19 protein-coding genes, 1 tRNA gene and 1 pseudogene are annotated in these 23,722 nt (G+C 68.4%); 10 read left to right on the top strand and 11 right to left on the bottom strand.

From position 1 onward, the window contains the following. Positions 1–42: 42 nt before the first annotated feature. A complete protein-coding gene (locus tag QHF84_RS42390; RefSeq protein ID WP_348652928.1) occupies positions 43–882 on the bottom strand; it encodes an AraC family transcriptional regulator in 840 nt (279 codons plus the stop codon). A gap of 86 nt (positions 883–968) precedes the next feature. Here QHF84_RS42390 and QHF84_RS42395 point away from each other — a divergent pair, with 86 nt between their 5' ends. Further along, positions 969–1,808: an HmuY family protein gene (locus QHF84_RS42395; RefSeq protein ID WP_281319275.1), complete on the top strand. Its 840-nt coding sequence runs from the start codon at positions 969–971 to the stop codon at positions 1,806–1,808. Further along, positions 1,805–3,400, top strand: coding sequence for an MXAN_6640 family putative metalloprotease (locus QHF84_RS42400; protein WP_281319276.1), 1,596 nt, complete (start codon positions 1,805–1,807; stop codon positions 3,398–3,400). The genes QHF84_RS42395 and QHF84_RS42400 overlap by 4 nt, the downstream gene beginning before the upstream one ends. On the opposite strand, the gene QHF84_RS42405 is transcribed toward QHF84_RS42400, so the two are convergent. Further along, the gene (locus tag QHF84_RS42405) at positions 3,349–4,905 is read right to left on the bottom strand and encodes a S8 family serine peptidase (protein WP_281319277.1); all 1,557 of its coding nucleotides are present in this window, start codon (positions 4,903–4,905) and stop codon (positions 3,349–3,351) included. The two genes, QHF84_RS42400 and QHF84_RS42405, sit on opposite strands and share 52 nt — an antisense overlap. A gap of 94 nt (positions 4,906–4,999) precedes the next feature. Here QHF84_RS42405 and QHF84_RS42410 point away from each other — a divergent pair, with 94 nt between their 5' ends. Next, on the top strand, positions 5,000–6,265 hold the full coding sequence (locus tag QHF84_RS42410) for a tetratricopeptide repeat protein (protein WP_281319278.1): 1,266 nt from the start codon (positions 5,000–5,002) through the stop codon (positions 6,263–6,265). Between the two features lie 6 nt (positions 6,266–6,271). On the opposite strand, the gene QHF84_RS42415 is transcribed toward QHF84_RS42410, so the two are convergent. After that, the gene (locus tag QHF84_RS42415; protein ID WP_281319279.1) at positions 6,272–7,204 is read right to left on the bottom strand and encodes a hypothetical protein; all 933 of its coding nucleotides are present in this window, start codon (positions 7,202–7,204) and stop codon (positions 6,272–6,274) included. Between the two features lie 103 nt (positions 7,205–7,307). Next, positions 7,308–7,781, bottom strand: coding sequence for a YchJ family metal-binding protein (locus tag QHF84_RS42420; protein ID WP_281319280.1), 474 nt, complete (start codon positions 7,779–7,781; stop codon positions 7,308–7,310). A gap of 308 nt (positions 7,782–8,089) precedes the next feature. On the opposite strand from QHF84_RS42420, the gene QHF84_RS42425 reads away from it, so the two are divergent. Then, a complete protein-coding gene (locus tag QHF84_RS42425) occupies positions 8,090–8,824 on the top strand; it encodes a hypothetical protein (protein WP_281319281.1) in 735 nt (244 codons plus the stop codon). Here the strand turns inward: QHF84_RS42425 and QHF84_RS42430 are convergent. Next, on the bottom strand, positions 8,821–11,274 hold the full coding sequence (locus QHF84_RS42430; protein ID WP_281319282.1) for a hypothetical protein: 2,454 nt from the start codon (positions 11,272–11,274) through the stop codon (positions 8,821–8,823). The two genes, QHF84_RS42425 and QHF84_RS42430, sit on opposite strands and share 4 nt — an antisense overlap. Positions 11,275–11,366: 92 nt before the next feature. On the opposite strand from QHF84_RS42430, the gene QHF84_RS42435 reads away from it, so the two are divergent. After that, a complete protein-coding gene (locus QHF84_RS42435; RefSeq protein ID WP_281319283.1) occupies positions 11,367–12,308 on the top strand; it encodes an alpha/beta hydrolase in 942 nt (313 codons plus the stop codon). A gap of 9 nt (positions 12,309–12,317) precedes the next feature. Here QHF84_RS42435 and QHF84_RS42440 read toward each other — a convergent pair. The 4 genes and pseudogenes from QHF84_RS42440 to QHF84_RS42455 all read right to left on the bottom strand — a co-directional run. Then, positions 12,318–13,868 (bottom strand): annotated as a pseudogene (locus QHF84_RS42440) (carboxyl transferase domain-containing protein); the annotation flags it as partial. A 116-nt stretch (positions 13,869–13,984) separates the two neighbouring features. Next, the gene (locus QHF84_RS42445; protein ID WP_281319285.1) at positions 13,985–14,488 is read right to left on the bottom strand and encodes a methylated-DNA--[protein]-cysteine S-methyltransferase; all 504 of its coding nucleotides are present in this window, start codon (positions 14,486–14,488) and stop codon (positions 13,985–13,987) included. Beyond that, the gene (locus QHF84_RS42450) at positions 14,485–15,939 is read right to left on the bottom strand and encodes a DNA-3-methyladenine glycosylase 2 (protein WP_281319286.1); all 1,455 of its coding nucleotides are present in this window, start codon (positions 15,937–15,939) and stop codon (positions 14,485–14,487) included. The genes QHF84_RS42445 and QHF84_RS42450 overlap by 4 nt, the downstream gene beginning before the upstream one ends. A gap of 86 nt (positions 15,940–16,025) precedes the next feature. Beyond that, positions 16,026–16,895 (bottom strand): hypothetical protein, encoded by an 870-nt coding sequence (locus QHF84_RS42455; protein ID WP_281319287.1) that lies wholly within the window; start codon positions 16,893–16,895, stop codon positions 16,026–16,028. Positions 16,896–17,254: 359 nt separating this feature from the next. Between QHF84_RS42455 and QHF84_RS42460 the strand changes: the two genes are divergently transcribed. Continuing rightward, positions 17,255–17,329, top strand: a tRNA-Glu gene (locus tag QHF84_RS42460). Here the strand turns inward: QHF84_RS42460 and QHF84_RS42465 are convergent. Next, positions 17,301–18,950: a recombinase family protein gene (locus QHF84_RS42465; protein ID WP_281319294.1), complete on the bottom strand. Its 1,650-nt coding sequence runs from the start codon at positions 18,948–18,950 to the stop codon at positions 17,301–17,303. The two genes, QHF84_RS42460 and QHF84_RS42465, sit on opposite strands and share 29 nt — an antisense overlap. A gap of 580 nt (positions 18,951–19,530) precedes the next feature. Between QHF84_RS42465 and QHF84_RS42470 the strand changes: the two genes are divergently transcribed. From QHF84_RS42470 to QHF84_RS42485, 4 genes are read left to right on the top strand one after another with little or no spacing between them, the layout of a single operon-like run. Then, positions 19,531–20,367 carry a site-specific DNA-methyltransferase gene (locus tag QHF84_RS42470; protein WP_281319288.1) on the top strand — a complete coding sequence of 279 codons (837 nt, stop codon included), beginning with the start codon at positions 19,531–19,533 and terminating at the stop codon, positions 20,365–20,367. Between the two features lies 1 nt (position 20,368). Beyond that, positions 20,369–21,496, top strand: a complete 1,128-nt coding sequence (locus QHF84_RS42475; RefSeq protein ID WP_281319289.1) for a hypothetical protein — start codon at positions 20,369–20,371, stop codon at positions 21,494–21,496. Further along, on the top strand, positions 21,493–22,344 hold the full coding sequence (locus QHF84_RS42480) for a hypothetical protein (protein ID WP_281319290.1): 852 nt from the start codon (positions 21,493–21,495) through the stop codon (positions 22,342–22,344). The genes QHF84_RS42475 and QHF84_RS42480 overlap by 4 nt, the downstream gene beginning before the upstream one ends. Then, on the top strand, positions 22,341–22,520 hold the full coding sequence (locus QHF84_RS42485; RefSeq protein WP_281319291.1) for a hypothetical protein: 180 nt from the start codon (positions 22,341–22,343) through the stop codon (positions 22,518–22,520). The genes QHF84_RS42480 and QHF84_RS42485 overlap by 4 nt, the downstream gene beginning before the upstream one ends. A gap of 6 nt (positions 22,521–22,526) precedes the next feature. Here the strand turns inward: QHF84_RS42485 and QHF84_RS42490 are convergent, their stop codons facing one another. Next, positions 22,527–23,492, bottom strand: a complete 966-nt coding sequence (locus QHF84_RS42490; protein ID WP_281319292.1) for a hypothetical protein — start codon at positions 23,490–23,492, stop codon at positions 22,527–22,529. Between the last annotated feature and the right edge of the window lie 230 nt (positions 23,493–23,722).

Raw genomic sequence — 23,722 nt, forward strand, 5'->3', positions numbered from 1 at the left:
CAGCCCCCTGCTGGGGTGCGGGGCAACGCCCCGCCTCTCCGCTCACCGGCGGTGCGCTGCCCGGAAGGCTGCGGGCGTCGTGCCGCGTGCTTTGCGGAACACGCGGATGAAATGGGTCGGGTCCGCATAACCGACCCGCTCGGCGATGATGTCGATCCGCTCGTCCGACGACGCGAGCAATCGCTCGGCCTCGGCGACGCGACCCGCCACGATCCACTCGCCCGCTGTTTTTCCGGTCGCGCGCCGGAGCGCCGTCGTCACGTGCGCGGGCGAGCGCCGCACGGCCGCGGCGACGTCGGCGAGCGAGATCGGCTGCATGCAATGCTTCTCGATGTAATCGAGCGCCTCCGCGACGAGCGGCGAGCCCGAGGACGTGGTCCCGGCTGCGGGAAACGGCTGCGCGCGTAACACCTCGGCCAGGATGAGCGCGACGAGGCTCTGCACGACGAGCTTTCCCGCGGGGCTCTGGGGCGCGCTCGTCTCTCGGCCGAGCTCGCGGAAGAGGCCGAGCAGGTGCTCGTGCCGGTCCGCGGGCACGGTCACGACGGCGGAGGCGCCGCTGCGCACGCGTTCGAATGGCGCGAGCAGCGGCCCGAGCTCGCGTGAAGGAAGGCACGGAACGCAGATGCCGAGGCCCCAGAGCTCCGCGCTCTCGGCGGTGAGCATGCGATGCGGCTCGCCCGCGGGCACGACGAGCACGTCCCCTGCGCCGAGCGTGTGGCGCCCGCGTTGCTCGACGATGGCCGATCCGCCCACGTAAAAGCAGAGGGCGGCGTACTCGTGCGTGGCGGGCCGCGATGGGGCCTTCTCGGGGCAGGCCACGGCCCGATGGGCGACGAACGCGGCGCCGTGACGGGTGACCTCCCAGCTCGTGCGGCTCATGCGGGCAGAGCCTAGCCGAACCTGCGTCCCTTTGCTGCACTCGCTTTCACGCCGAGCGTCGACCGCTGCCGTGGTATATCGGCCCGATGCGTTCCTTCCTCGTACTCTCCCTTCTGGGCTCTCTCCTTGCGCTCTTCCCTGCTTGCTCCTCGGACCCGGACAACTCCTCGGGCGCCGGCGCAGGAGGTGGCTCCGGCGGCTCCGGCGGCTCCGGCGGTGCCGGCGGCACGGGCGGTGATGGCGGCGGCGTCGCGGTTGGTTGCGACGAGCCGACTGCGGTTCCTTGTGAGGATCAGGTCATCCAGGGGATGAACCTCCAGAACGACATCGCCCCCGGCCTCATCACGAACGAGCCCGACGGCGAAGGCTTCCGCTCGGGGATCGACGCCACCGCGGGCGGCGCGTTCGTCTCGGATCCGGACTCGTACGTGTACGGAAAATTCACCGAGACCGGGCTCCAGAAGGTCGAGATCTCCGACGAGGACTCGGTTACGTCGATGGATTGGGACATCGCCTTCCGGCGTTATGTCGTCCGTATCAACAGCGGCAATTCGGGGCCCTCCTGCGTCGCGGCCACGCGCGTGCCCGGCGCCGACGTGAAATACGAGGACGTCATGGCCGCGCCCGAGAACGTCCCGTTCCGCAAGGATGAATACTTCTCCGAGGCCTGCGAGTTGATCCCCGACGGCTCGGGATTGCCGGGCTCGCCGGCGACCGCGCTCTCGGGATTCTGGACGTACACGTCGTGCGTGAAGATGACGGGGAACGTCTTCGCCGTCCGCCTCGCCGATGGTCGAACGGTGAAGCTCATCGTGGACACGTGGTACGAGCCGTCGGTGCAGGAGCAATGCAACACGACGGATTCGATCCCGATGATGAACACGGGGTCGGCGAACTTCCGCATTCGCTGGGCGTTCCTGCCGTGAGGGCGGCGCGCCTCGTCGCGGTGGCCGCGCTCTCCATGCTCGCCGCGTGCGGGCCGGAGGGCACGGCGCCCGGCGCGTTCGAATGGGACGCGCCTTCTTATGCGCCCCTCGATCGGCCGGATACGCCGGGCAATGGGCTGCAGTTCAACTTCGAGCCGGGCGACGTCGTGGAGACGTTCGGCTCTCCCGGCGGGAAGTTCCTCGTCCATTTCACGCTCGCGGGCCCGAATGCGGTGCCGACGGCGGACGCGGACGGCTCGGGCGCGCCGGATTTCGTGGAGCAGGTGGCGTCGGTCTACGACGAGGTCCTCGGCCATTACGAGTCGATGGGGTTCCGGCCACCGCGCAGCGACGAGGGGATGCCCGACAATGGAGGCGACGGCCGGTTCGACGTCTACCTCGTCGATTTCGCGGGCATCGGCGACGGCGTCTACCAGACCGACACCTGCGGGCCGGAGAAGCCGAGCCAATGCACCGGCTACATGGTCCAGGAGAACGATTACAAGGGCTACGGCTACCCGTCCACGCTCGTCGCGAACCGCATCCTCGGCAGCCACGAGCTCTTCCACGCCGTCCAGGCCGCCTACGATCACGACCAGGGGAGCATTTTCAACGAGGGGACGGCGGTCTGGGCCACGGAGTCGTTCGACGCCACGCTTCCCGATTTCGAGGCGTTCATCGACGGCTACCTCGACAACGTCGACCGCTCGCTCGACGTGCCCCTGCCCGGGCCCGTGGATCCGTTCAGCTACGGCAGCGCGATCTTCTTCCAGTTCCTGGAGGAGCGTCATGGCGACGGCACGGTACGCGCGCTCCTCGAAAAGACCGAAGATGGCGCGGACGGCGTGGCCGATCCGAACTGGTTCGACGAGCTCGATCCGACGCTCGCCGCGGCCGGCGCATCCTTTCCCGAGGCGTTCGTCGAGTTCGCCACGTGGAACCTCTTCACGGCCCAGAGCGCCGATCCGACGCGCGGATATGCGAGCGGCGCGAAGTATGCGCCCGTCGAGATGGCGAGCGTCGCCGCGCCGTACACCGACGTGCTGCGGGTGTTTTACGCATCTTCGCAATACTATCGGGTCGGCGCCGGCGGGCGGGCACAAATGACGGCTGCGCTCGTCACGCCGGAGGACGCGGCGGATCAGGTCGACGACCTCGCGCTCCTCGTCACGACCCGCACGGGCGCCACGGTCGGCCCCGTCGTCCGCGTGTCCGACGTGCGCGCGGGCGCCGATCCGGTCGATACATCGAGCGCCGATGATCTCGTGGTCGTCGTGGTGAACAGCGCCCAATCAGGCAATTCTCGCAAGCCCACCCTTTGCATCGGAGCCCCCGACGAGGTCGATGCCTGCAAAACCGCCGTCCAGAATCCCGGCAGCGGAAGCGGCGGCGGAGGCGGCAGCGGTGGTGAAGGCGGAAGCGGAAGCGGAAGCGGAAGCGGCGGCGGCAGCGAAACCGACCCCGGCGGCTGCGGATGCGCGTTCTCCCCCGCCCCCGCGGGCCCCGGCCTCGCGGCGCTTGGGGCCCTCGGGCTCCTCGGTCACCGCCGCGCGCGCCGTCGCAAAGCCAGGCCCGTGAGCACCACTCCGTAAAACGCCCCCGCCATCCACGGTTCCTCACCTGCCCGACCCGCCCGGCACGCGCAGCCCGCGTCCTGCTCGACGGGCGGATCCGGCGTATTCGCCGGCGGTTCCACGTTCCCCAGCGCCGCCGTCAGCGCCGCGACCGGGTCCACGATTCCATACCCGAAGACCGCATCGTGCCTCGCCGCATCCGGCGTGGCATACGGCGCAGGCCTCGCCGTCTCGACGAGCATTTTCACGATTTCGTCCGACGTCTTCTCCGGCGCGGCGCTCGCGAGGAGCGCGGCCACGCCCGCGGCCACCGGGCACGCGGAGGACGTCCCGCCGAAATTGAGCGTGTAATCGGTCGGATCGAGCCCGCCCGGCCCCACGATGTCGGTCGTGAGCGTGCCGATCGGCGCCACGAGGTCGAGCGAAGCGCCGTAGTTCGTGAAAAACGTCTTGTCGTCGAACTGGTTGATCGCCCCGATCGTCAGCACGCCGCGCACGGCGTTCAGCTCGTCGTCGCCGAGCTCGCGGTCGTCGTTGCCGGCCGCGAAGACCACGACCGCGCCCTTGCCGCCGCGGCCGTTGTCGAAGACGTTGTCGATCGCGTCGCGTAACGTCGCCGGGACGGGCATGGCCTCGACGTACCCCCAGCTATTCGAGACGACCGCGGCGCCTGTTTGCAGCGCGAAATCGAACGCCTTGATGGGTGCGGAGAGCGGCGTGGCCTCGCCTCCGAGCATGCGGACGCAGCGCAGGCGGCATTCGGGGCAGGCGCCCGCGATCCCGACGCCGTTGTTCGTGGCCGCGCCGATGATCCCGGCGCACGCCGTGCCGTGCTCGGCGCCGGAGAACGACGGGTCGTAACTCGCGTCGTCGTCGCCGTCGACCACGTCGACGCCCGGATCGAGCTTGCCCTGGAGATCGGGGTGCGTGAAATCGCAGCCGCTGTCGATGACGACGACCGTCGTGCTCGGATCGCCCTGCGTGATGCCCCAGGCCTCGGACATGCGCATGCGGTCGTCGTCGAAATACCATTGTCCGGAGAAACGTGGATCGTTGGGGGTGAAAGGTTCGCCGCGGCGCTCCATCCGGACGTAGAGGTTCGGCACGGCGTCACGCACGCCCTCGGAGCGCGCCTCGGTGCGCGCGAGCGCGGCGGCGATGGCGAGGCCGTCCTCGCCGGCCGTGTCCTCCACGAGCCAGAGGCCGATCGAGGGCATGAGCGGCTCGACGAGGCGATATCCGCGACGGGCGAGGGCCTCTTCGCCGCCCGGATCGAGGCGGACGACGGCAGAGTGATCGATCGAGGCCAAAAACGAGCGCGATCCGTAGCGGAGGCGGACGGGTGTGAGGCTCCTGCCGCGCGGATCGAGGGCCGCCGCGCCGAGGCGCTCGGCCGTGACGGCGCGGTCCCCGTCGAGGAAGGTCGTCGCCGCGGCGGGAGGCGCGGCCTGGGCGAGCGGCGCCGCGAGGAGCGTCGCGAGGAGCGGGAGCGTCGTGAAAGCGTGCGAAATTCGAGGAGACATGCGGGCCTCCGGGGCGAGGGGTGTTCACCGCAGTGTACGCCGAGCCTTGACGGGGCGCGCGGGCTGTTGTTTTTTTGGGCCCGCGATGCTCTCGATGCGCGCTTCGATTCCCCTCGCCGCCCTCGCCTCCCTCGTGGCTTGCCAGGACGGCGGCGTCACCCCGCCGCCCGCGTCTTCGGCTGCGCCCCTCGTCCCGGCGCCCACGGCCTCGGCCTCGGCTTCGGCGGCCCCGACCGGTTCGGCCCTCGGCGTGGGTTTGCCGCGGCCGAAGCGGCCGAAGACCCGCGAGGCGCCGAGCCCCGAGAAGATGCGCGAGTACCGCAAGCACCTCACGGAAGGCCGGCTCCTCGCGGGGAAGTCGCAATGGCCGGAGGCGATCAAGGAGTTCGAAGCGGCGCTCGCCGTGGTGCCGGGCGACGCGCCCGCGCTGACGGAGCTCGGCTGGGCGGCCTTCAAGGCCGGCGAGCTCGAACGGGCGAAGACATCGAACGAGGAGGCGCTCCGCCGCACGACGAGCCCGAAGCTCCAGGCGATGGCGCATTACAACCTCGGCCGCATCGCCGAGGAGCGCAAGGATCCGAAGACCGCGCTCGACCATTATCGCAAATCGGTCGCGCTCCGGCCGAACGAGACGGTGGAGAAGCGGATCGCGGAGCTCTCGAAGAAAGAAACGGCGCCCGCGCCCCCGGCGGCCGAGCCGCTGCCCTGCCAGACCGCGGCGGTCAAGATCGCCGACGTCTGCGCTTGCCTCACGAAGCCCGAGCCGGGCGATCCGGAGTCGCCGCGGTCCTGCGAGCCCGTGAAAGAGCCGAAGCTCCCCCGCCCCGAGCTCACGTTGCTGGAGGCGCAGACGGGCGTTTTTCAGACGGACTGGATCCTCGTCGCCAAGGGGGAAAAGGGCTTCTTGCCCGTCGGGAAGATTGGATCGACGCACAACCCGGGCGCGTTCGGCATTTACGAGGAGCTCACCATTCCCACCGTGGCCGAAAAAACGGCCGGCAAGACGACGGTCCTCTGGTTCGAGGCGCGGCATGATCGGCACGACTCGGACATGGGGATCGACGAATACGAGGAGGAGACGGTCCGGACCGTGACCCTGTGCGTGCCGCCCCAGGGAAAAACGACGGAATGGAAATGCCCGCTCACCGTGCCTGTCGAGCGCACGTACATCCGCGATCGCATGCAGCTCGAAGGCTTCACGCCCGACGCCGAGACGCGCAAGCTCATGACGAAGGGTTTGCCCATCAAGGAAGGATGGGCGCTCGAGGTGAAGCTCGGCGACGGTAAGGCCGAGGTGAGCGTGACCGGCGGCAAGCCGCCCGCCCACGTGGCGGCGCTCGTGGGCTCGCACCCGCTGTGATCGGGCTTATTTCCGGCGTCGCGGTCGCAAGGCCACGACGGCCCCTTTGCCACCGTGCGTCGGCGCGTCGTCCGGCGGCAAGGCCACGACGAGCCGCTCGATCGCCGGCAGCGCCCGCGTGACGGCGCGCTCGGCGCCGAGCTCGTCGAAGGGGCCCGGGTAAACGAGCAGGAGGACGTAGATCGTCGCGAACGACCGCGCGAGATAGCCGAGCCCCTCCTCGAGCACGGCCTCGTGCAGGTGCTCGCCTCGGTGCAGCTCCGCCATCGTCGGGTTTTTCCGGACGCGCGTGATGGCCGCGCGGGCGAGCTGGACCCGGCGCCCGATCGCCTCGCGATCCTCGGCCGAGAGCGGCGCCAGCTCGTCCACCGGCGGGACCACGCGAAAGCGGCGGGCGGACGGCTCCTCGGGCTCCTTGCGCTCGCCCGGCGGGGGAATCGTGACGCTGCCCGGGCGGCGCACGAGCTCGGCCCACGAGATGCCGGCCGCGTGGGCGCGGGCGAAGGTCTCGGCGACACGGGCCTCGGCCTCGGGATCGTCCGTGCCCGTGGGAGCGTCCGAGGCGCCCCAGACGACGGGCGAAGTGGCGTCGATGACCAGGGCCCCGAGCGCGCCTGCGCGCCCCGCGAGCGCGGAGAGCTCGATCCGCAGCGCCTCGGCGGGCTCGGGGCGCGGGCGTGGCACCTCGGCGGCGACCTCGCCGAAGAGGTCGGCGAAGGACTCGATGAGGGTCGCGAGGCGGGCTTCTTTCTCCGCGCGGTCCACGATCGGCGTGGAGAACGTGACGACGAGCTGGCGCCCGCGGCCGAGGTCCCATCGCAAGGTCCTCACATCTCCGTCCGGGCCGGGCTCGGCGTCGTTCGAGACGATCTGGACCGCGGCCGCGTCGAGCTCACGCTCGAGGATGGTCGCGAGGCGCTGTCGCGTGGCAGGGGTCATCCGCGACGCACTCTACCCGAGCGTTTCACGCCGTCCAATTCATCGCACCCCGAGCTCCATCCGGGCGGGGGCGGCCTTGAGCGGACGGAAATCCGCGCGGGCTCTACAGGAGCGCGCGAAACGCGGCGATCGTGAGGGTCTTGGGGTCGGCCACCTTGCCGGCGGCGATCTGCCGGCCGCTGCGATAACGAATGCCCACGCCGTCGTGCGCGAATTCGCTGAGCTCGATGAACGAGCGGTCCTTGCCTTTCTCGAACACCCGCGCGTGGAAGAGGACGTGCGAAAAACCGGCCTCGTCCGGGCCGTCGTGGTCGAGCACGTCGAGGCGCATGAACTTGAGCGTCGAGGTCGCGTCGCGGATCTCGCGGAGCACCTCGGCCTCGGGCCGCTTGCGATCCTCGTGATCGGGGTGGAGCGTGCGAAGGACGTACGCCGACTCCTTGCGCGCATACGCCGAAAAACGCGAGCGCATCAGCGCTTCGGCCGTGGGCGCCTCCCGCTCGCCGCGGTGATGGGGCGCGCAGCAGCGCGCGTAGGGCAAACCGGAGCAACAAGGACAATCTCGGACGGAGGCCATCGCAAGGGAGCACCGTAGCAGAAGCGAGGCCATGGGGGGCCAAACGCGTCACGGCGGAGGAGCGACGTCGAGCGGGTCCACGGGCAAGCGCCGGGCGCGCCGCGCGCGAGGAGGTCGGGGACGTGGATCTCGGTTCGGCGCCGAACAGCCCTCCGCCCAACGTGGTCACCGAGCAGCCCACCCCGGCGAACGCGGGGACGCACCTGGCGCGGGCGCGATGCGATAAAGTGGCGTGAGGGGGCGAATGCCGGCGATGTGCCCGGCGCGCGCTCCCGGAGGGCGCCTGCGCGGCGCCGAGGAGAGCGATCATGGACGCATTTCGGCTTGGAATGGTGGGAATGCTTGCGGGCCTGTTCGTCGCGGCCGTGTCCGGCTGCGAGTCGAAGATCGACGGCGGTGGGGGCGGCGAAGGTGGCCAGGCCGGAGGGGCCGGCGGCCAGGGCGGCGGCGCGGGCGGCCAGGGCGGCGGCGGATCGCTGCAATGGTACACGACCTGCGGCGATCCGGTCTGCGGGATCCCCGACGGGGGCGCGATGCCGCCGCAAGGCGTGCCCGTGTGCACGACGGAAAAAGAGGGGGATTCGTGCGCGCAATCGGGCGCGACTTGCTGGCCCCAGGGCAGCACGTGCGGCGAGCTTTTGACCTGCGCCGCGAGTGATCCCAAGGACAACCCGGGCGGCTGCCCCATCTCGCGCGTGAGCCACAAGAAGGACATCAGCTATCTGTCGGAGCGCGAGGTCGAGGCGCTCGCCGACGAGGCGATGGGGATGCGTCTCTCGACCTGGCGTTACAAGGGCGAGGACGCCGCCCTGCGCCCGCACGTGGGCTTCTTGATCGACGACATGCCCGAGAGCGCGGCCGTCGCGGCGAGCGGCGAGCGTGTCGATCTGTACGGCTACACGAGCATGGCCATTGCCGCGACGCAGGTGCAGGACAAACGGATCGACGCGCTCGAACGCGAGCTTGTCGCGCTGCGCGAGGAAATGGGCGTCCTTCGCGCGAAAGCGTCCCGCTGCGAGAGCGCTGAGGTCTTCTCCCGCTAACGCCGACAACGGAGGAGCACGCGCCCCTCGCCTCCGTCCCGCTCCGTCCAGGCGACGCAGACGGCCCCGCCGGACGCGGCGATCGCCGGATCCACCGACGCGGCGTCACTTCTGGACACCGAGTCGCCCGGCGACGCGCCGACTTCGTTGGTGCTCCAAGCACTCCCGACGAACCGCTTGACCAGGATCTCGCCTGAGGTGTTGTCGCTATACGCGAGGCGCAACCCGCCCGTGTCGTCGAACGTGATGGCCGGGTTCCCACCGGGCCCCGGCAGGTCCCCTGCCCCGGCCGTGCCCGGCGCTGCAATGGTGGTCCAGGACGAACCTTTGAAGAGGGCCACGTACGTACCCACGGCTGGGCTGCATCGAAATGCGAGGGCCACCTCGCCCGAGGCGCCGGCCGCGAGCTCGAACCCCTCGGCGGGACAATTCACAGGTCTGGGAGGGCTGGTCCACGGCGGCAAGTCCACGAATCGATCCCCTTCGAGGCGCCTCGTGTACCCGACGAACGGATCGCGATCCGTATGGTCGAGCATGCCGACGACGACCCGACCCGCGCCGTCCGTGGTCATCGACGGGGGAATGAAGATGGGGCCGCGATCCGAAGAAATCAGCCGGATGCCCGAGCTTTCGAGCCGCGCCAGGGCAAATGTGCCCTTCGTGCGATCCGTCCACGCGAACACCGGCGTGCCCGTGCCCTCCACCTCGACGCCGACAGCGAGCGCTTGCCGGACAGGATCTCCGCCCGGCGCAACTGTGCCGTTTGGCGCGGGCAGAAGCTCCCACGCGGCTCCCGCCCAGCGCGCCGCCACCATGGCCGCTGCATTCGCCGTCGAATAGGCCAGGAGGACACGCCCCTCGGCGTCGAGCGCAATGGCCGGGCGGTATCCTGCCCCTGGACGACCGGTTTCCGGCGGGAGAGCGGGCGCGGTTTCCCAAGCGCAGCCCGTCCACCGACGCACGACGATCGCGGGCGTCGCGCCGCTCCCGAGCCAGGCCACGGCAACCTTGCCCCTGCGCATGGCAATGGCAGGCGGGACGCCCTCGGCCACGCCTTGCCCGAGTCCCTCGTTCTCCGCAGCGGCCGCACCCGGCGCGTGGTATGACCCCGCCGACCAGACCCGCACCGCAATTTCGTTCCTGCCACGATACACGACCGCGGGCGGGGCCGATCCCTCGGGCAAGGCCGCCACAGGGAATCCATGCGTATTCGCGGGCATGAAATCCGCGCCGCCCGGGCCTCCGGTGAGCTCGACGGGCACTTCGTTGTCCCACGCCACGAATCGAAGCTCGGGGCGCGGGCCGCTCCTATCGAGCACGGCGATCCGCGGACGGTCTCCGCCGCCGAACGCGACGATCTGCCCGACGAGCGGTCGATCCGCCGGCTGCTTCAAGATCCGGGAGCCTTTCTCGTCGCTCCGCCAGACATGCACGCGCTCCCGCGAGACGCCGTTCTGCGTGATCTGCTCGTTCCACGCATGGAAGCGAACGTTTTTCGGGCCAAACGCGAGCCGGGGATCACTCATGTACGTCGCGTCGTGCTCGGGTACGAGCGTGGACTCGACGCGGAATGCGCTGCCGTTCCAGGCCGCGATGATGACGGCGCGGTCCTTCTGGAACGAGATGTAGGGATGGCCCTTCGGGTCCGCCGCCAATGTGATGCTCTTCCTGCTTGGCGCGCAGAAATCGACCGGCCCGATGTCGGGGAACGACCACGACACCCACGCGGCGCCGGTCCATCGGTGCACGACGGCCTTCATGGCCCCGAGACCCGCCTCGGCCCAGCCGACGATGGGCCGGCCGTCGCCGCCGACCACGAGCCGGCTCGGTGCGGAGGGCCAGGCGACGGCCGGACAGGCGATGGCCCGCGGCGGCCCCGGAATGCCGAACTCCCGGGCGGGCGGTGGCGTTTTCGGCGAGAGATCCTGCACGTTGGCCCCGTCGAGGCGGAACACGCGCACGCGCGCCTCCTCGAAGAAATACAGGAGCACGCGGCCTTGCGCGTCCCGGGTGAGCATGGGCTCGGGAAAACCGCCGTAATGCTTCGCGGGAATGGACGGCAAATCCCGGAATTGCGCGCCTTCGAGCCTTCGCCAACGAACACCGGGCGCCTCGGCCCAGGCGACGACGAGCCGCCCCTCGGCATCGTACATCGCGACCGGATCGATCGGGGTGCCCGCGGTCGGAGAGACGATGCCGGAATTCGGCGCGGGCGTCGCAGAGGACGAGGGCGCCGAGGCGCCGAGCGCAAACCAACCTCGATCCGGGGCGGTCTCGGCGAGGACGTCGGGACAAACGCTCGGCGCGGAGCCGGTTTGGGTCGTCGCGGCGACGTTCGCGGAGCGCGGCGCGGGCTGGGAGGGTTGCGCGGGCGAAGGTCCACAACCGGCCACGAGGCTCCCGAGGGCCAGGAAGAGCAAGCGACGGCGTGGGGCGGGGTCACGAGCCATGATCGGCCAAGCAGACCGCGTGAGCGCCCGTCCGTCAAGATTGCGCTTCGTTCTTGACCGCGCGGCCGAATTGATGCGCTGATCCAGCTCCCATGTTGCACCCCCAGGCCCGGGCCCTGATCGATTTCATCGAACGGAGCGGCATGCCGCCGGCATATACCCTCTCGCCCGTGGACGCGCGGCGCGTGTACCGCGAGCGCCGCGCGTTCACACAGCCCGACCCGCCCGCGGTCGCCGAGGTGCGCGATCTCCACGCGGACGCGTCGCACGGCCGGATCCCTCTTCGACTGTACCGTCCCGCGGGTACGACGACCGGTACAGTTTTGCCGGTGCTCGTGTATTACCACGGCGGCGGCTGGACGATCGGCGACCTCGACACGCACGACACGCTCTGTCGATCGCTCGCGAATGGCGCGGGCTGCGCGGTCGTGTCGGTCGATTACCGGCTCGGCCCGGAGCATCGGTTCCCTGCGGCCGTCGACGACAGCCTGGCCGCGACGTACTGGGTGCAGCGGAATGCCGAGGCGCTCGGGATCGACGGGACGCGTATCGCGGTCGGAGGCGACAGCGCGGGCGGCAACCTCGCCGCCGTGGTCGCGCTCGCCGCGCGTGACAAGGGGGATCTCGGAATCACGTTCCAGCTCTTGATTTACCCGGCGACCGACATGCGCCGCATCGCGCCCTCGCACACGACGAACGGCCAGGGGTATCTGCTCACGCGTGAATCGATCACGTATTACCACGACCATTACATCGACGACCCCGTGCACGACCTCGACTGGCGCGCCTCGCCGCTGCTCCACCCCAGCCACGAGAACCTGCCGCCCGCGCTCGTGCTGACGGCCGGCTTCGATCCGCTGCGCGACGAGGGGCTGCAATACGCCGAGCGCCTCACCGCGGCGGGCTCGAAGGCGAGTTACGTCTGCTTCGAGCGGCAGGTGCACGGCTTCGTGACGATGGGCAAGGTGTTCGACGAGGCGAACATGGCCGTCGCGCTTTGTGCGGCGTCGCTGCGCGCGGCCTTGTTTCGCTGAGGGGAACGCTCACCAGGTATCGACGAAGCGCCGCGCCTCCGGGCGCGTCGGCGTCGGGACCGATTTCAGTCCGCGAAGGATCCAGGCGCGCGTTTCGGCCGGATCGATGACGGCGTCGAGCTCCAGGAAGGAAGCCGTGTTGATGGCCTTTCCGCGCTCGTACACGTGCGCGACCATCGCTTGAAACGTCGCCTCGCGCTCCTCGGGGTTCTCGATGGCTTCGAGCTGTTTGCGCATCGCGAGGCGAACCGCGCCTTCGACGCCCATTCCGCCGAACTCGGCCGTCGGCCAGGCGATCGTGAAAAACGGAGCATGAAGATGCCCGCCGGCCATGGCCTGCGCGCCGAGGCCGTACGCTTTGCGGAGGACCACGGTGAAAAACGGGACGCGTAGGCTCGCCGCGGCCACGAACATTCGCGAGGTATGACGCACGAGCGCGGTCTTTTCGGCCTCGGGACCGACCATGAAGCCGGGCGTGTCGCAGAGGGAGACGATGGGCAGGCCAAACGCATCACAGAGCTGCATGAAACGCGCGGCCTTGTCGGAGGCGTCGGCGTCGATCGCGCCGGCGAGGCGATACGGGTCGTTCGCGAGGAGGCCGAACGGGCGGCCCTCGATACGCACGAGCGCCGTCACGAGGCTCGTGCCGAATTCGCGCCGGAGCTCGAGGACCGAGCCCGTGTCCGCGAGCGTCTCGATGATCGGCCGGATCTTGTAGGCTCGTCGCCGTCGCTCCGGCAGTGCGTCACGTAAAACGCGCTGATCGGCGCACGTGAAGTCGGCGATCGGTCCCTGGAAATAGCCGAGGTATTTCTTCGCGACAGCGACCGCCTCGGCCTCGTCCCGGACGCGCACGTCGACCACGCCGTTCTTGCTTTGCACGTCGATCGGCCCGACCTCCTCGGGCGTGTATTTCCCGAGCCCGCCGCCCTCGATCATCGCGGGGCCGCCCATGCCAATCGAGCTGTCTTCGGTCGCGAGGATCACGTCGCAGCAGCCGAGCAGCGCGGCGTTCCCGGCGAAGCAGCGCCCCGAGACGATCCCCACGCGCGGGACGAGGCCGGAGAGCGCGGCGAAGGACAAAAAGCTCGGCGTATCGAGGCCCGCGACGAGCGGCATGTCCGTGTCATTGGGCCGTCCCCCTCCCCCTTCGGCGAAAAGGACGACCGGCACGCGCCATTGCGCGGCGAGCGCGAGCATGCGATCGAGCTTCTTGTGGCCCATACCGCCCTGCGTGCCGGCGAAGACGGTGTAATCGTAGGCGAGCACGATCGTCCGCGCGCGCTCGTCGTCGAAGAGCGCGCGGTTCACGCTGCCGACGCCGCAGACGATTCCGTCGGCGGGGCTCGCCCGGACGAGCTCCTCGACCGAGAGCCGCTGCCGCTGCGCGGCCAATGCGAGCGCGCCGTACTCGACGAAGCTGCCCGGATCGACGAGATCTTCGATGTTCTCGCGCGCCGTGCGTTGCCCGGTCTTGCGGCGCCGCGCCACGGCGTCGGGCCGGCCTGCGTCGGTGGTCGCGTGGAGGCGCGCGCGGAGCTCGGCGAGCTCCGGCCGCATGGAAACCTCGTCGTCCGGGCCATTCGCGGGTTTTCTGGATTCACTCATCGGCGCCGGCAGGATCGCAGAGACGGTCCCCGCGTGTCCAGGGACTTGCGATCGGAGCGCCGATCGGCTCAATGAATGGTGGGGTGAGGCGCGTGGCGCTCTTGCTCGTGCGAGAGGAGCCACCGCTTGGCTGTGATGCCCCCCGCATAACCAGTGAGCGCCCCATCGCCCGCGATGACGCGGTGGCAGGGCACGATGATGCTGATCGGGTTTTTTGCATTGGCCGCGCCGACGGCCCGCGCCGCCTGCGGCCGGCCGAGCGCCCGCGCGAGGTCCGCGTAGGATTGCGTCTTGCCAAACGGAATTTCAAGGAGCGCGCGCCAGACCTCGCGCTGAAAATCACTTCCACGCGGTTCGAGCGGTAACATGAAAAATTTACGCTTCCCGGCAAAATATTCGGCGAGCTGGCGCGCGGCCTCCCCGAGGACGGGATGTTCCCGCCCATCGCGGGCCACGATGACCGGCGCGCCCTTGTGCCCGGGCAGATACACACCCACGATCGCCTCGTCCGAAGCGACGACGTGGAGCTCGCCGAGGGGGCTCGAAATACGGCGTTCATGCAGCAGACTCATTCGTTGAATGCTCCTTCTGAAAGGCCCTGCCAGAGATGAATGACCGCGTAGGCCCGCCACGGCCGGAAGGCCGCGGCGCGCTCCTCGGCTTCGCGCGTCGATTTCACGCGGAGCGCCTTCCGTACCCCGAGATCGGAGGCTGGAAATGCGTCCGGAAACCGATACACACGCATGCCGAGATACTGGGCCGTCCACGCGCCGATGCCCGGCAAGGCGACGAGCGCGGCCGCGGCGGCCTCGGGATCCTCGCCGCGCTCGAACCGGATCTCGCCCTGCGCGACGGCGCGCGCGAGCGCCTGGATCGAGCCCGCGCGCGAGGCGGGCAAACCAATCTGGATGATATCGGAGAGGGACGCCTCGGCGAGCACGGATGCCGGGGGGAAGAGGTGCGTCACGCCGGCGATCGGGGTGTCCAGGGCCGTTCCGAACCGCTTCGCGATGCGCCCGCCGAGCGTCGTCGCCGCGCGCACCGAGACCTGCTGGCCGAGAATGGCGCGCACCGCCGCCTCGAATCCGTCGAACGCACCCGGTACGCGGAGGCCCGGATGCCGTTCGACGATCGGCGCAAGCAGCGGATCCCGGCCAAGCGCCTCGGCAATGAGCTTCGGATGCGCGTCGAGATCAAAAAGCGCGCGCAGCCTGCCGAGCAGAAGCCCGAGCGCGCCCGCGAGCTCGGGCGCGACCTCCACCCGGAGCGCGTTTTTCTGCGGCACGGGCATCACCCGCAGCCACCCGGTACGCCCGCCGAGCCGCACGGAACGGGCATACACGCCGCCCTGCACAGCCTCGACCCCGGCAATCGCGCGGTCTTCGAGGAACGTGAGCAACGCATCCCAGTCGAGCGGCGGCCGATAATCGAGCCGCAACGTGATGGCGGCGCCGGCCTCCGCTTCCCCGAGCGTGCGCCGGAGCGCGGACGGCGGCCTGCCGAATCGCGCCGAAAACAGCGCATTGAACCGCCGAACACTCCCGAACCCGCTCGCGAACGCAATCTCGGTGAGCGGCAAGGACGAGTCCTGGAGGAGCTGCTTCGCGAGCGCGAGGCGACGCGATTGCGCGAGTTCGACGGGCGCGACGCCGAGCTCGGCTTCCATCGCGCGCCGGAGATGGCGCCCGGTCACGCCGAGTACGCGACCGAGATCGTCGACGGATCCCTCGTCGAGAAACCCGCCCTCGATTCGCGCGAGCGCGGCGCGGACGAGGCGCGGTACGGAGTCCTGCGGCGCGCCGCCCGGCGAGAGTTCCGGCCGGCAGCGAAAACACGCGCGAAACCCGTCCCGATCGGCCTCCGCAGCGTACCGGTAAAACACGCATCGATCACGCGCTGGTGTCCGGGCCCGGCAAACGGGCCGGCAGTAGATGCCGGTCGTCCGTACGGCCACGAAAAACAGCCCGTCGAAGCGCTCATCACGCGCGCAGAGGGCTCGGTAGCAGGTCTCCGCATCCATCATCGCCCTCCCCTCGTAGCGCGCCCGCGCTCCGATGTCTGGCCATTTTCGGACGCGACAGCGATCTCGATGCGCCGGCCCGTCGGCCGTCAGATCCCGCGGCTCTCGGCGAACACGATCCAGGCGGTCATGAGCGCGACGAGATAGACGAGCCCGGCGATGACCACGAGCCGCGACCGTCTCCTTTCCGGCCCAGCAAGGGCGACGGCGAGCACGATCCCGAGCTTCGACAGCGACCCGCCCTGCGCGTGTCGGTCCATGACGAGACGCATCAAATGCGGAAATACCCAGAAAAACGGAGCCAACAGCGCTATTTCGGCGAGCGCGACCACGAGCCCTGCGGGCAGCCCGAGCGGCGTCGGCCCGAACGCCGCGATTTGCACGGCCTGGACCTTTGGATCGAGGTTTGCGGCGAGCAAGCAACCGAGGAGCAAGGCCGCGACGATCCGTCCTGCGCCCTCGGGGGACATCCGAGGCTTGGTGGAAAGGGGCGCGCCGTCCTCGAGGCGGCGGACGTTGCGGTGACAGAACGCCGCGGCAGCGCCGAAGAGGACGAAGAGCCCGAGCGGAAAACCGCGTCGGAATGGCAGATTGAGCTCGTCGTCGAGCTCGATTTTCGAATAGGAGCCGGGACGGCTCAGGGACGGATCTTCGGGGAGATACGTGATGTCGAACGTTTCACCGGGCTCGATGGGGAGCGTTTTTCGGTCGACGTTCCACGTGTAAACGATGCCGCCGACCTCGTACCGATAATGGGCATACGCGGCCGAGCCTTGCCGGGTGACGGCGGTGAGCGTCGCGGTGCCGGCGTGGCCATGATCGGCGAGCGCGCGGAGCCTGAGCTCCTGGCGTCGAAATAGAAGCGCAAGCACGAGCGGGACGATGATGGCAATCGTCGCAAAAACGATCCTCGCCCGCGCATCGGTCGCGATGAGCTTTCGCCGTTTTTCCTGGTCCATTGGGTAGTTTGGGGGAGTTTACGTCCAGGCGGGCGGCGTCTACAAGGGGCGGCCCGGGCATGCGGGGCTGCGGGAGCGGACGAGCCGGCGAGGGATGTCGGGAGCGCAGTGGGCGCGTGGGGTCGTGGGGGAGCGCGGGGGCGCGTGGGTGGGGGGTGGTCGAGGGGGTGCAGGCGGGGAGTGGAGGCGGTTGGCTGGGTGGCATGCTGGGCGGGCATGCTGGTGCGGTCGGGCGGAGCGGGCAGGTGGGGTTGGATTGTGGTGTGAGTTGCAAAATTTTCGGCAAAGGGAGAGCGGAATGCTCTTGCGCTGGAGCCCGACGAACGCTAGGGTTCGCGCCCGCTTCACCGGAAGCACCCGTCCCCATCGTCTAGCCCGGCCCAGGACCCAGCCCTTTCAAGGCTGTTACGCGGGTTCGAATCCCGCTGGGGACGCTGATTTAAGACATCCTGCCGCGAACAGGGCCCACAGGTTCGCGGATCCCTCCACCCAGAACCGCTTCCCTTCGGGGGTCTCGATCGGCGTGAGCTTGATCGGCCCGTCGAAGAGCATGCTGATCACCTCGCGGGCCTGCTCGGGCTTGCGGGTCAAGGTGCCCTTCAGCTCATCGAGTCGTTGGCGGGCCTCCGCCTCCATCCGCCGGAGCTCGAGCTGGATCGCCTCGGGCGCTGCCTTGGCCCCGCGGAGGCGGGCTTCGAGCGCGGAGAGTTCCTCTTGCCGCTCGGCGATGGCGCGGATCACGGCCTCGGGCTTCTGGTCGATCGTCGCCAGGGCCGTGACGAGACGATCGATCTCGGTCCGGAGCCGCGTGGCCTCCTTCTCCATTCGGGGAAGCTCCGTCGTCGTCTTGGTCGTCCGCTCGGCGAGGAGGGTCCGCACGTGATGGATCACGTCGAGAAGGAGTTCCTCGGACAGAACGGTCTGTGAGATCCACCTGGCGACGGCGTCGTTGATGTCGTCCATGGGCCGACGCAGGGTGTTCGTACAGACGGCCTTGCCTCGATCGCGGCTGTAGGCGCAGCCGTAAACCTTCACGGTCTCGTAGCTGCGCTTGCCGTTCGTCACGGTCATCGGTCCGCCGCACTGACCGCAGCGGGCGAGGCCTGAAAGAAGGTGGCGCGCGGGCCGGCCGGCGCCGCGCCGGGTCTCGCGGTGCTCTTGCGTCTGCGCCCTGGCCTGGACGGCGAACCAGAGTTCATCGTCCACGATCCGAAGCTGGGGCACCTCGGTGCGGATCCACTCGGAAGGATCCCGCGCGATCCGGACCTTGGTTCCGCCCTTGTATGTCTTCTCCCTCGTGTTCCAGACGAGGATCCCGCGGTAGCGCTCGCGGCGCAGCATCGACCAGACGGCCGAGGTCGCCCACGATCCCGTCCCTCGCTTGCCTGCTCGCGGCGGCGGGACTCGGCGCGCGTTTAGGTCCTTCACGATCGAGCGGAGGCCCTCGCCTTCAGCGTACCTCTTGAAAAGCTCGCGAACGATCTGCGCCTGCTCCTCGTTGATCTTGTACTCGACGCGGACGCGCTGCTCGCCATCGAGGACCTCGGCGTTGTCGTACCCGTACACGCGGCCGCCGACGACGAACCCGCGCCGGGCCTTCGTCAGAAGGTGCTCGTGCGTGCGCTGGGACGTCTTCTCCCGTTCGAGCTCCGCGGCAAAGCTCCGCGCCGCGATCATGAACTTGTCGACTGCGCCGTCGAGCGTGACTTCCTCATTCTTATAGTAGTAGAAAAGCCGTGTTCCGGTCTCCAAAAGGTCCTGGATCACGAGGCCGGATCGAAAGGTATCCCCGCCAAGGCGCGAGTCGTCGCGGACGATGACGGCGTCGAATTGACCCGCATTCGCGGCGTTCAGGAGGGAGATCAGGCCGGGCCGCTTCTTGAACTCGGCGCGGCTCACGGCATCGTCGATGAAGACGTGTTGGGGCGCCACGGTCCCCCCGTTTGCGAGGACGTAGCGCTGCGCCTCCTGCAATTGGACCTCCACGGAGGCCATCTGATGTTCGTCGGTCGAGCGCCGTGCGTACAGCGCGATCCGCATGTTGAGCAATCGCATGGTCACGGTTTGGGAGGATAGTCCAAAAGGTCTGCCACGACAAGCGCGGCGAGTGCCCGGACGAACGCTTCGCGATCAAAGCGTTTTCCCGCGGAGGAAGGGCTCACGGTGATCCGCACCTCGTCTTGAGGCGCCGCGGTGCTCGGCTTCGTGGTCCCCTCCCCTGCTCCTCGCGTAGGCCGCGCGCGCGCCGAGCGGGAGTTGGGTCCCTCGGCGTCCTCCTCGCGGCGTTTGCTCGGCTCGTTCTTGGGACGGGTCGCTCGAGGTGCCATCGCGTATGAGGGCACTATCCGCTGTGGGGGTGGCGAACTGCCAGTATGAAATGGCATCCCTTCGGACATTCCGTGTCCTACGTTGAGATGGCGTAAATCATGGGCCGAGACGTGCATTCGTCATGGAAACGGCTTCGATCCTGCCGCGTTCGCGGTTGTCTCGGCCTACGCTCGGAGGGGCGCCCTGCACCGTTACCGTATCGGTGCGATCTGCCATTCTCTGTCTCATTGGGATCGGACGGATAATGTCCATCATTGCGGCTTGTTTCAGTTGAGACGTTCGATCGCGGGCTGATACCGTCCTCGCCATGGTGGCTCGCTCGAAGTCAGCGGCTCCCGATTCGCTCTTGCTCGGGCGCGAGGGCTCGACCGACGAGGTGATCGCAGGCTCGGCCGGGTGGCACGTCGCCACGGCTGACGCCCTCGATTTCGCCGAAACGCTCCCGGACGCGTGCGCGCACGCCGTGTGGACTGATCCCCCCTACTGCTCGGGCGGGTACACGGAGTCCGCCAAGCGCCAGGCCCGCGGGATGATCACGCACAAGAGCGTGAAGGCCATGGGCTGGTTCATCAATGACAACATGGGATCCGCGGGGATCGTGTGGCTCCTGCGCTGCGTCGCGGTTCAGGCGTTCCGGATCCTGGTCGAGGGCGGGAGCCTCGGCGTCTTCTGCGATTGGCGCATGGTTCCGCTCCTCGCTCCGGCGCTCGAATCGAGCGGACTGCGCTGGCAGGGGATGATCATCTGGGACAAGGGAGCGCCGGCCCTCGGGACGGGGTTCCGGCGTCAACACGAGGTCGTCCTCCACTTCGTCAAGGGGACCGGCGTCTTTCACGACGCGAGCACGGGGGACGTGTTGAACGTCTCGCGGCTGCATCACGAGGCCCGGAATCACCAAACCGCCAAGCCTCCCGAGGTGATCGAGCGGTGCCTCTCGGTCGTCGCTCCGCCCGGGGGCCTCGTCGTCGACTTCTTCACGGGGGGCGGCTCGACGGGGGTTGCCGCGCGGCGGCTCGGGATGCGGTTCCTCGGAAGCGAGATCGACAAGAGGATCGCGGCGCGAGCACGCGAGGCGATCCAGTCGCAAAGCACGGACGCGCGGCACATGCGGAAGGCGCACCAACTCGGGCTGTTCGGGGAATAGGATGCTGCTCGATCCCGGCGTACTCGGTGCGGGTCGGAGCGTCGGCGCGGTGGCGATCTGCGCGATCCGGGAGGCGACGCGGGCCGATCTGAAGCTCGCGGAAAAGGCGGTCCTTCTCGCGATTGCGCTGCGCGTGGATCACGACGGGATCGCGCGGACGAACCTCGGGACGATCGCCCGCGATCTTGGGACCTCGAAGTCGGTTGTCGCGGAGGTCGTGATGTTCCTCCGGACGCTCGGTGTCCTGGTGGTCGAGGGGCCGACCGCGCGGCGGCCCGTGTTGCCCTTCCGGATCGCGGTCGAGGCCCTCAGCGGGCCGCCTGGGGAGCCGCGGCGGCGGGAGCGGGCCTCGAAGCGGCTGGACCGCCCGGCGGTGCTACCAGAACCGCCCGGCGGTTCAGAAGACGCGCAAGCCTGGACCGCCCGGCAGTCCAGCGAGAACGCGGTCCTGGACCGCCCGGCGGTTCAGAACGGCGCCAAGGACGCCCAAGCCTGGACCGCCCGGCAGTCCAGTCTGGACCGCCCGGCGGTTCACCCTGGACCGCCCGGCGGTTCAGCGGGGCCCGCTTCTCTCCCTCTCTCTCTGGATCATGATCGGAAAGATCCAGGAAGAGATCCAGAGAAAGAGGCGACGATAGCGCGGAGCTCGAAGCGTCGGGCTCGAGGCGCGGCGCGGGGCGAGGCCGGGCCCTACCAGATGGGGCTCGTCGGCATCACCTCGGCGAGCGACGGGGGCGAGGCACCGAAGCGGCGAAAGCCGCTTGTCCCGATGCCGGATGGCTGGGCCCCTTCGCCAGGGAAGCGGCAATGGGCGCTGGCTCAAGCGAAAAATGCCGGGCTCGCGTGGACCGAAGCGGACGTGGATCACGAGATCGCCACGTTTTGCAGCAAGGCAAAGGCAAAGGATCAACGCTGGGCGGATTGGGAGGCAGCCTGGGAAAACTGGATCCGCATGGGGATCAAGTTCGCCTGGAAGCAGGTCATGACCGAGGACAGGCGGACGGGGGCGCCTGGTCCTCGTCGGGCCGTGGGATTGCAGCCGCTCGGGGATGCCAGCGAAAAGGAGGCCCCTCTCGAGTTCTTCGATTCGGGCGAGATGGTGGCTCCGTCCGGAGGTGGGTACTTATGAGGCGCGTTGGCTTTCAATCGGTGGCGGAGACCTTGACCAGTTTTGCAGGACCGCCCGTCGGGGTGTACGCGTGCGCGAATGACTGCGGGCGGACGACGCGCCTGCCCGGCGTGTGCGAAGGCTGCGTGGAAGACGAGGTCCGGGCGAAGTATCAGCGGGAGCTGCTTCCGGCCCTGCGCTCGATCCCGCCGCGTTTCCAATGGGCGATCCCCGGGGAGGATGAGGCGGCCGAGCGGCTGAAGCACAAGCGGATCCAGGACTGGCCACGCGTTCGGCGGGAGCTCACGGAGGCCGTCGAGGCGGGCCGGAATGTGGTCCTGCTCGGGCCCAAGCCGCAGGTCGGGAAGACCTCGGCGGCGTGCGTGATGCTTCGGCGCGTGATCGAGCTGGGCGCGCTCGACGGGTTGCCCGAGGACGCGCGAATGGCGGCGCTCGGGAGCGGGCCCGCGGCGAGGCCGGGGGAGCGGCCGCGGTTCGCGTCGGATCGGCTCGCGGAGCGGGTGAGGATCGCGCGAGGGGCGCGGTTCGTCGCGGTGCGGGACGTGCGTGGGGAGAGTCCCGAGGCGATCGAGGCGCGGCGCGAGGCGAAGCGGGCGACGGTGCTGGTATTCGATGACGTGGGCGACGAGCTCGATGGTGCGCCGGCTGCGTCAGGGTGGATTCCAGACAGGATCGCCGGGACGCGGGAGGTGATCGATTATCGGCACAAGCGGCCCGAGCTCAGGACGATCTTCACAACGTGGCTGCTAAAGCGAGAGATGGCGAAGTTTTACGGGGGCGGGACCGCGGAGCGGGTTTATGAGCACGCGGCGGTCGTGCGCGTCGGGCCGCAGGAGGGCGGTGCGTGAAGCTCGGCGAGGATGACGGGGACGAGGGGCCCGAGGGAGAGCCGGATCCGGTGATCGAGGCGGTCGAGCGGGCTCCGGTCGCTCCGGCGGCCGAGGAGGAGTTCGAATGCTTCGAGGACGAAGATGATGGGCCGGCTACTTGGAAGCTGCTTGTCGTCAGAGCAGCGCCAGGCTGAACCAATTCAACTTTTGGTTGCGCGAAATGCCGTCTTAATCTCCGTCTCAGTCATTGTCTTAGTACGGTCAAACTCGACGGCGATCGAGAAACTGCCCTTTAGAGTAGAGCCCTCGGAATCCGTAACCGAGTATTTACACACCATGGTCCATCCCTCACCGTTCAAGTGCTTTGAGTGCACCACGAACGGCACCAAGTCCTCGCCAATGCCAGGTGAGACGGACCGAATCCGTTGTCGTACGAAAGCACTGTCGCCATCCCGCCGACGCTGATCTATGTAGGCATGCTCGGCCGGATCGGTCTTCCATCGGGGCGGAATCGATACTGTAGCCATTATTGCCGACTGGGGCAACTCGGGTTCCATCAATGCGGCCTCGGTGCAGGGCATGAATTCAAAATCAACGACCACGTCCTTGGCTGCCTTATTTCCACTGTTCACGATTCGCAACTTGACCTCGAAGCTGCGATTGACGTCGTCCAAGAATTTCTCGTACTCTTCTGTCGGCACAGTGCCTATCATTACGCTGGCGATGGACGAAGGACTGTTTGCTCGGCCGAAAGAATTAAACGTGTATAGGCTTCGCTGAGCCTTGAACTCAGTGATTTTTAGGTTCCCTATATCCACCAAATCAAGTTGGGGCGCCCGGCTAGCATTGATCTCATCAAGCCGACGTCGCAGCGTATCATTTTCCGCGGACAGTCGCGCAAGTTCATCCGCTACATTGCCAGAGTATCCTAGGCTATCGCCACGATACCACCCTGGACGCGGGCTGTGTCCATCCTCGTCGTCACTGATATGGTTCCTCAGCGACTCGACTACTCTTGTAGTCAAGTCGTGGGCGTCCGTCCATGGCTGGACCATGTGCTTGCTTCGCAGCACGCCTTTGAGCGCCGCTAGATTCTTTCGCTTCGACGAGTCCTGCTCGACCTTGTCCTGGGTGATGTGGGCGTCGTCGCGAATAAATGCGAGCACCGGGATGCCCTGGGAAACGGCATATTCGTACTCTCGATGAGTCCAACTAATGCCAGTGGCGTCATCTACGGAACCGTACTTGCCAGCCAGGATGATGACGTAGTAGAAGTCATCTCATAAATCGTCCAGGAGTCTCCTGAGGTACACGACGATGCATCCGAGGTGGACGAAGCCGAGGAAGTTTTCGACGTGGCGCTCGTACCGTACCGCGATGCGGCGGAAGCTCTGGA

The sequence above is a fragment of the Polyangium sp. y55x31 genome (assembly GCF_029946505.1).
Classification (GTDB): Bacteria; Myxococcota_A; Polyangia; order Polyangiales; family Polyangiaceae; genus Polyangium.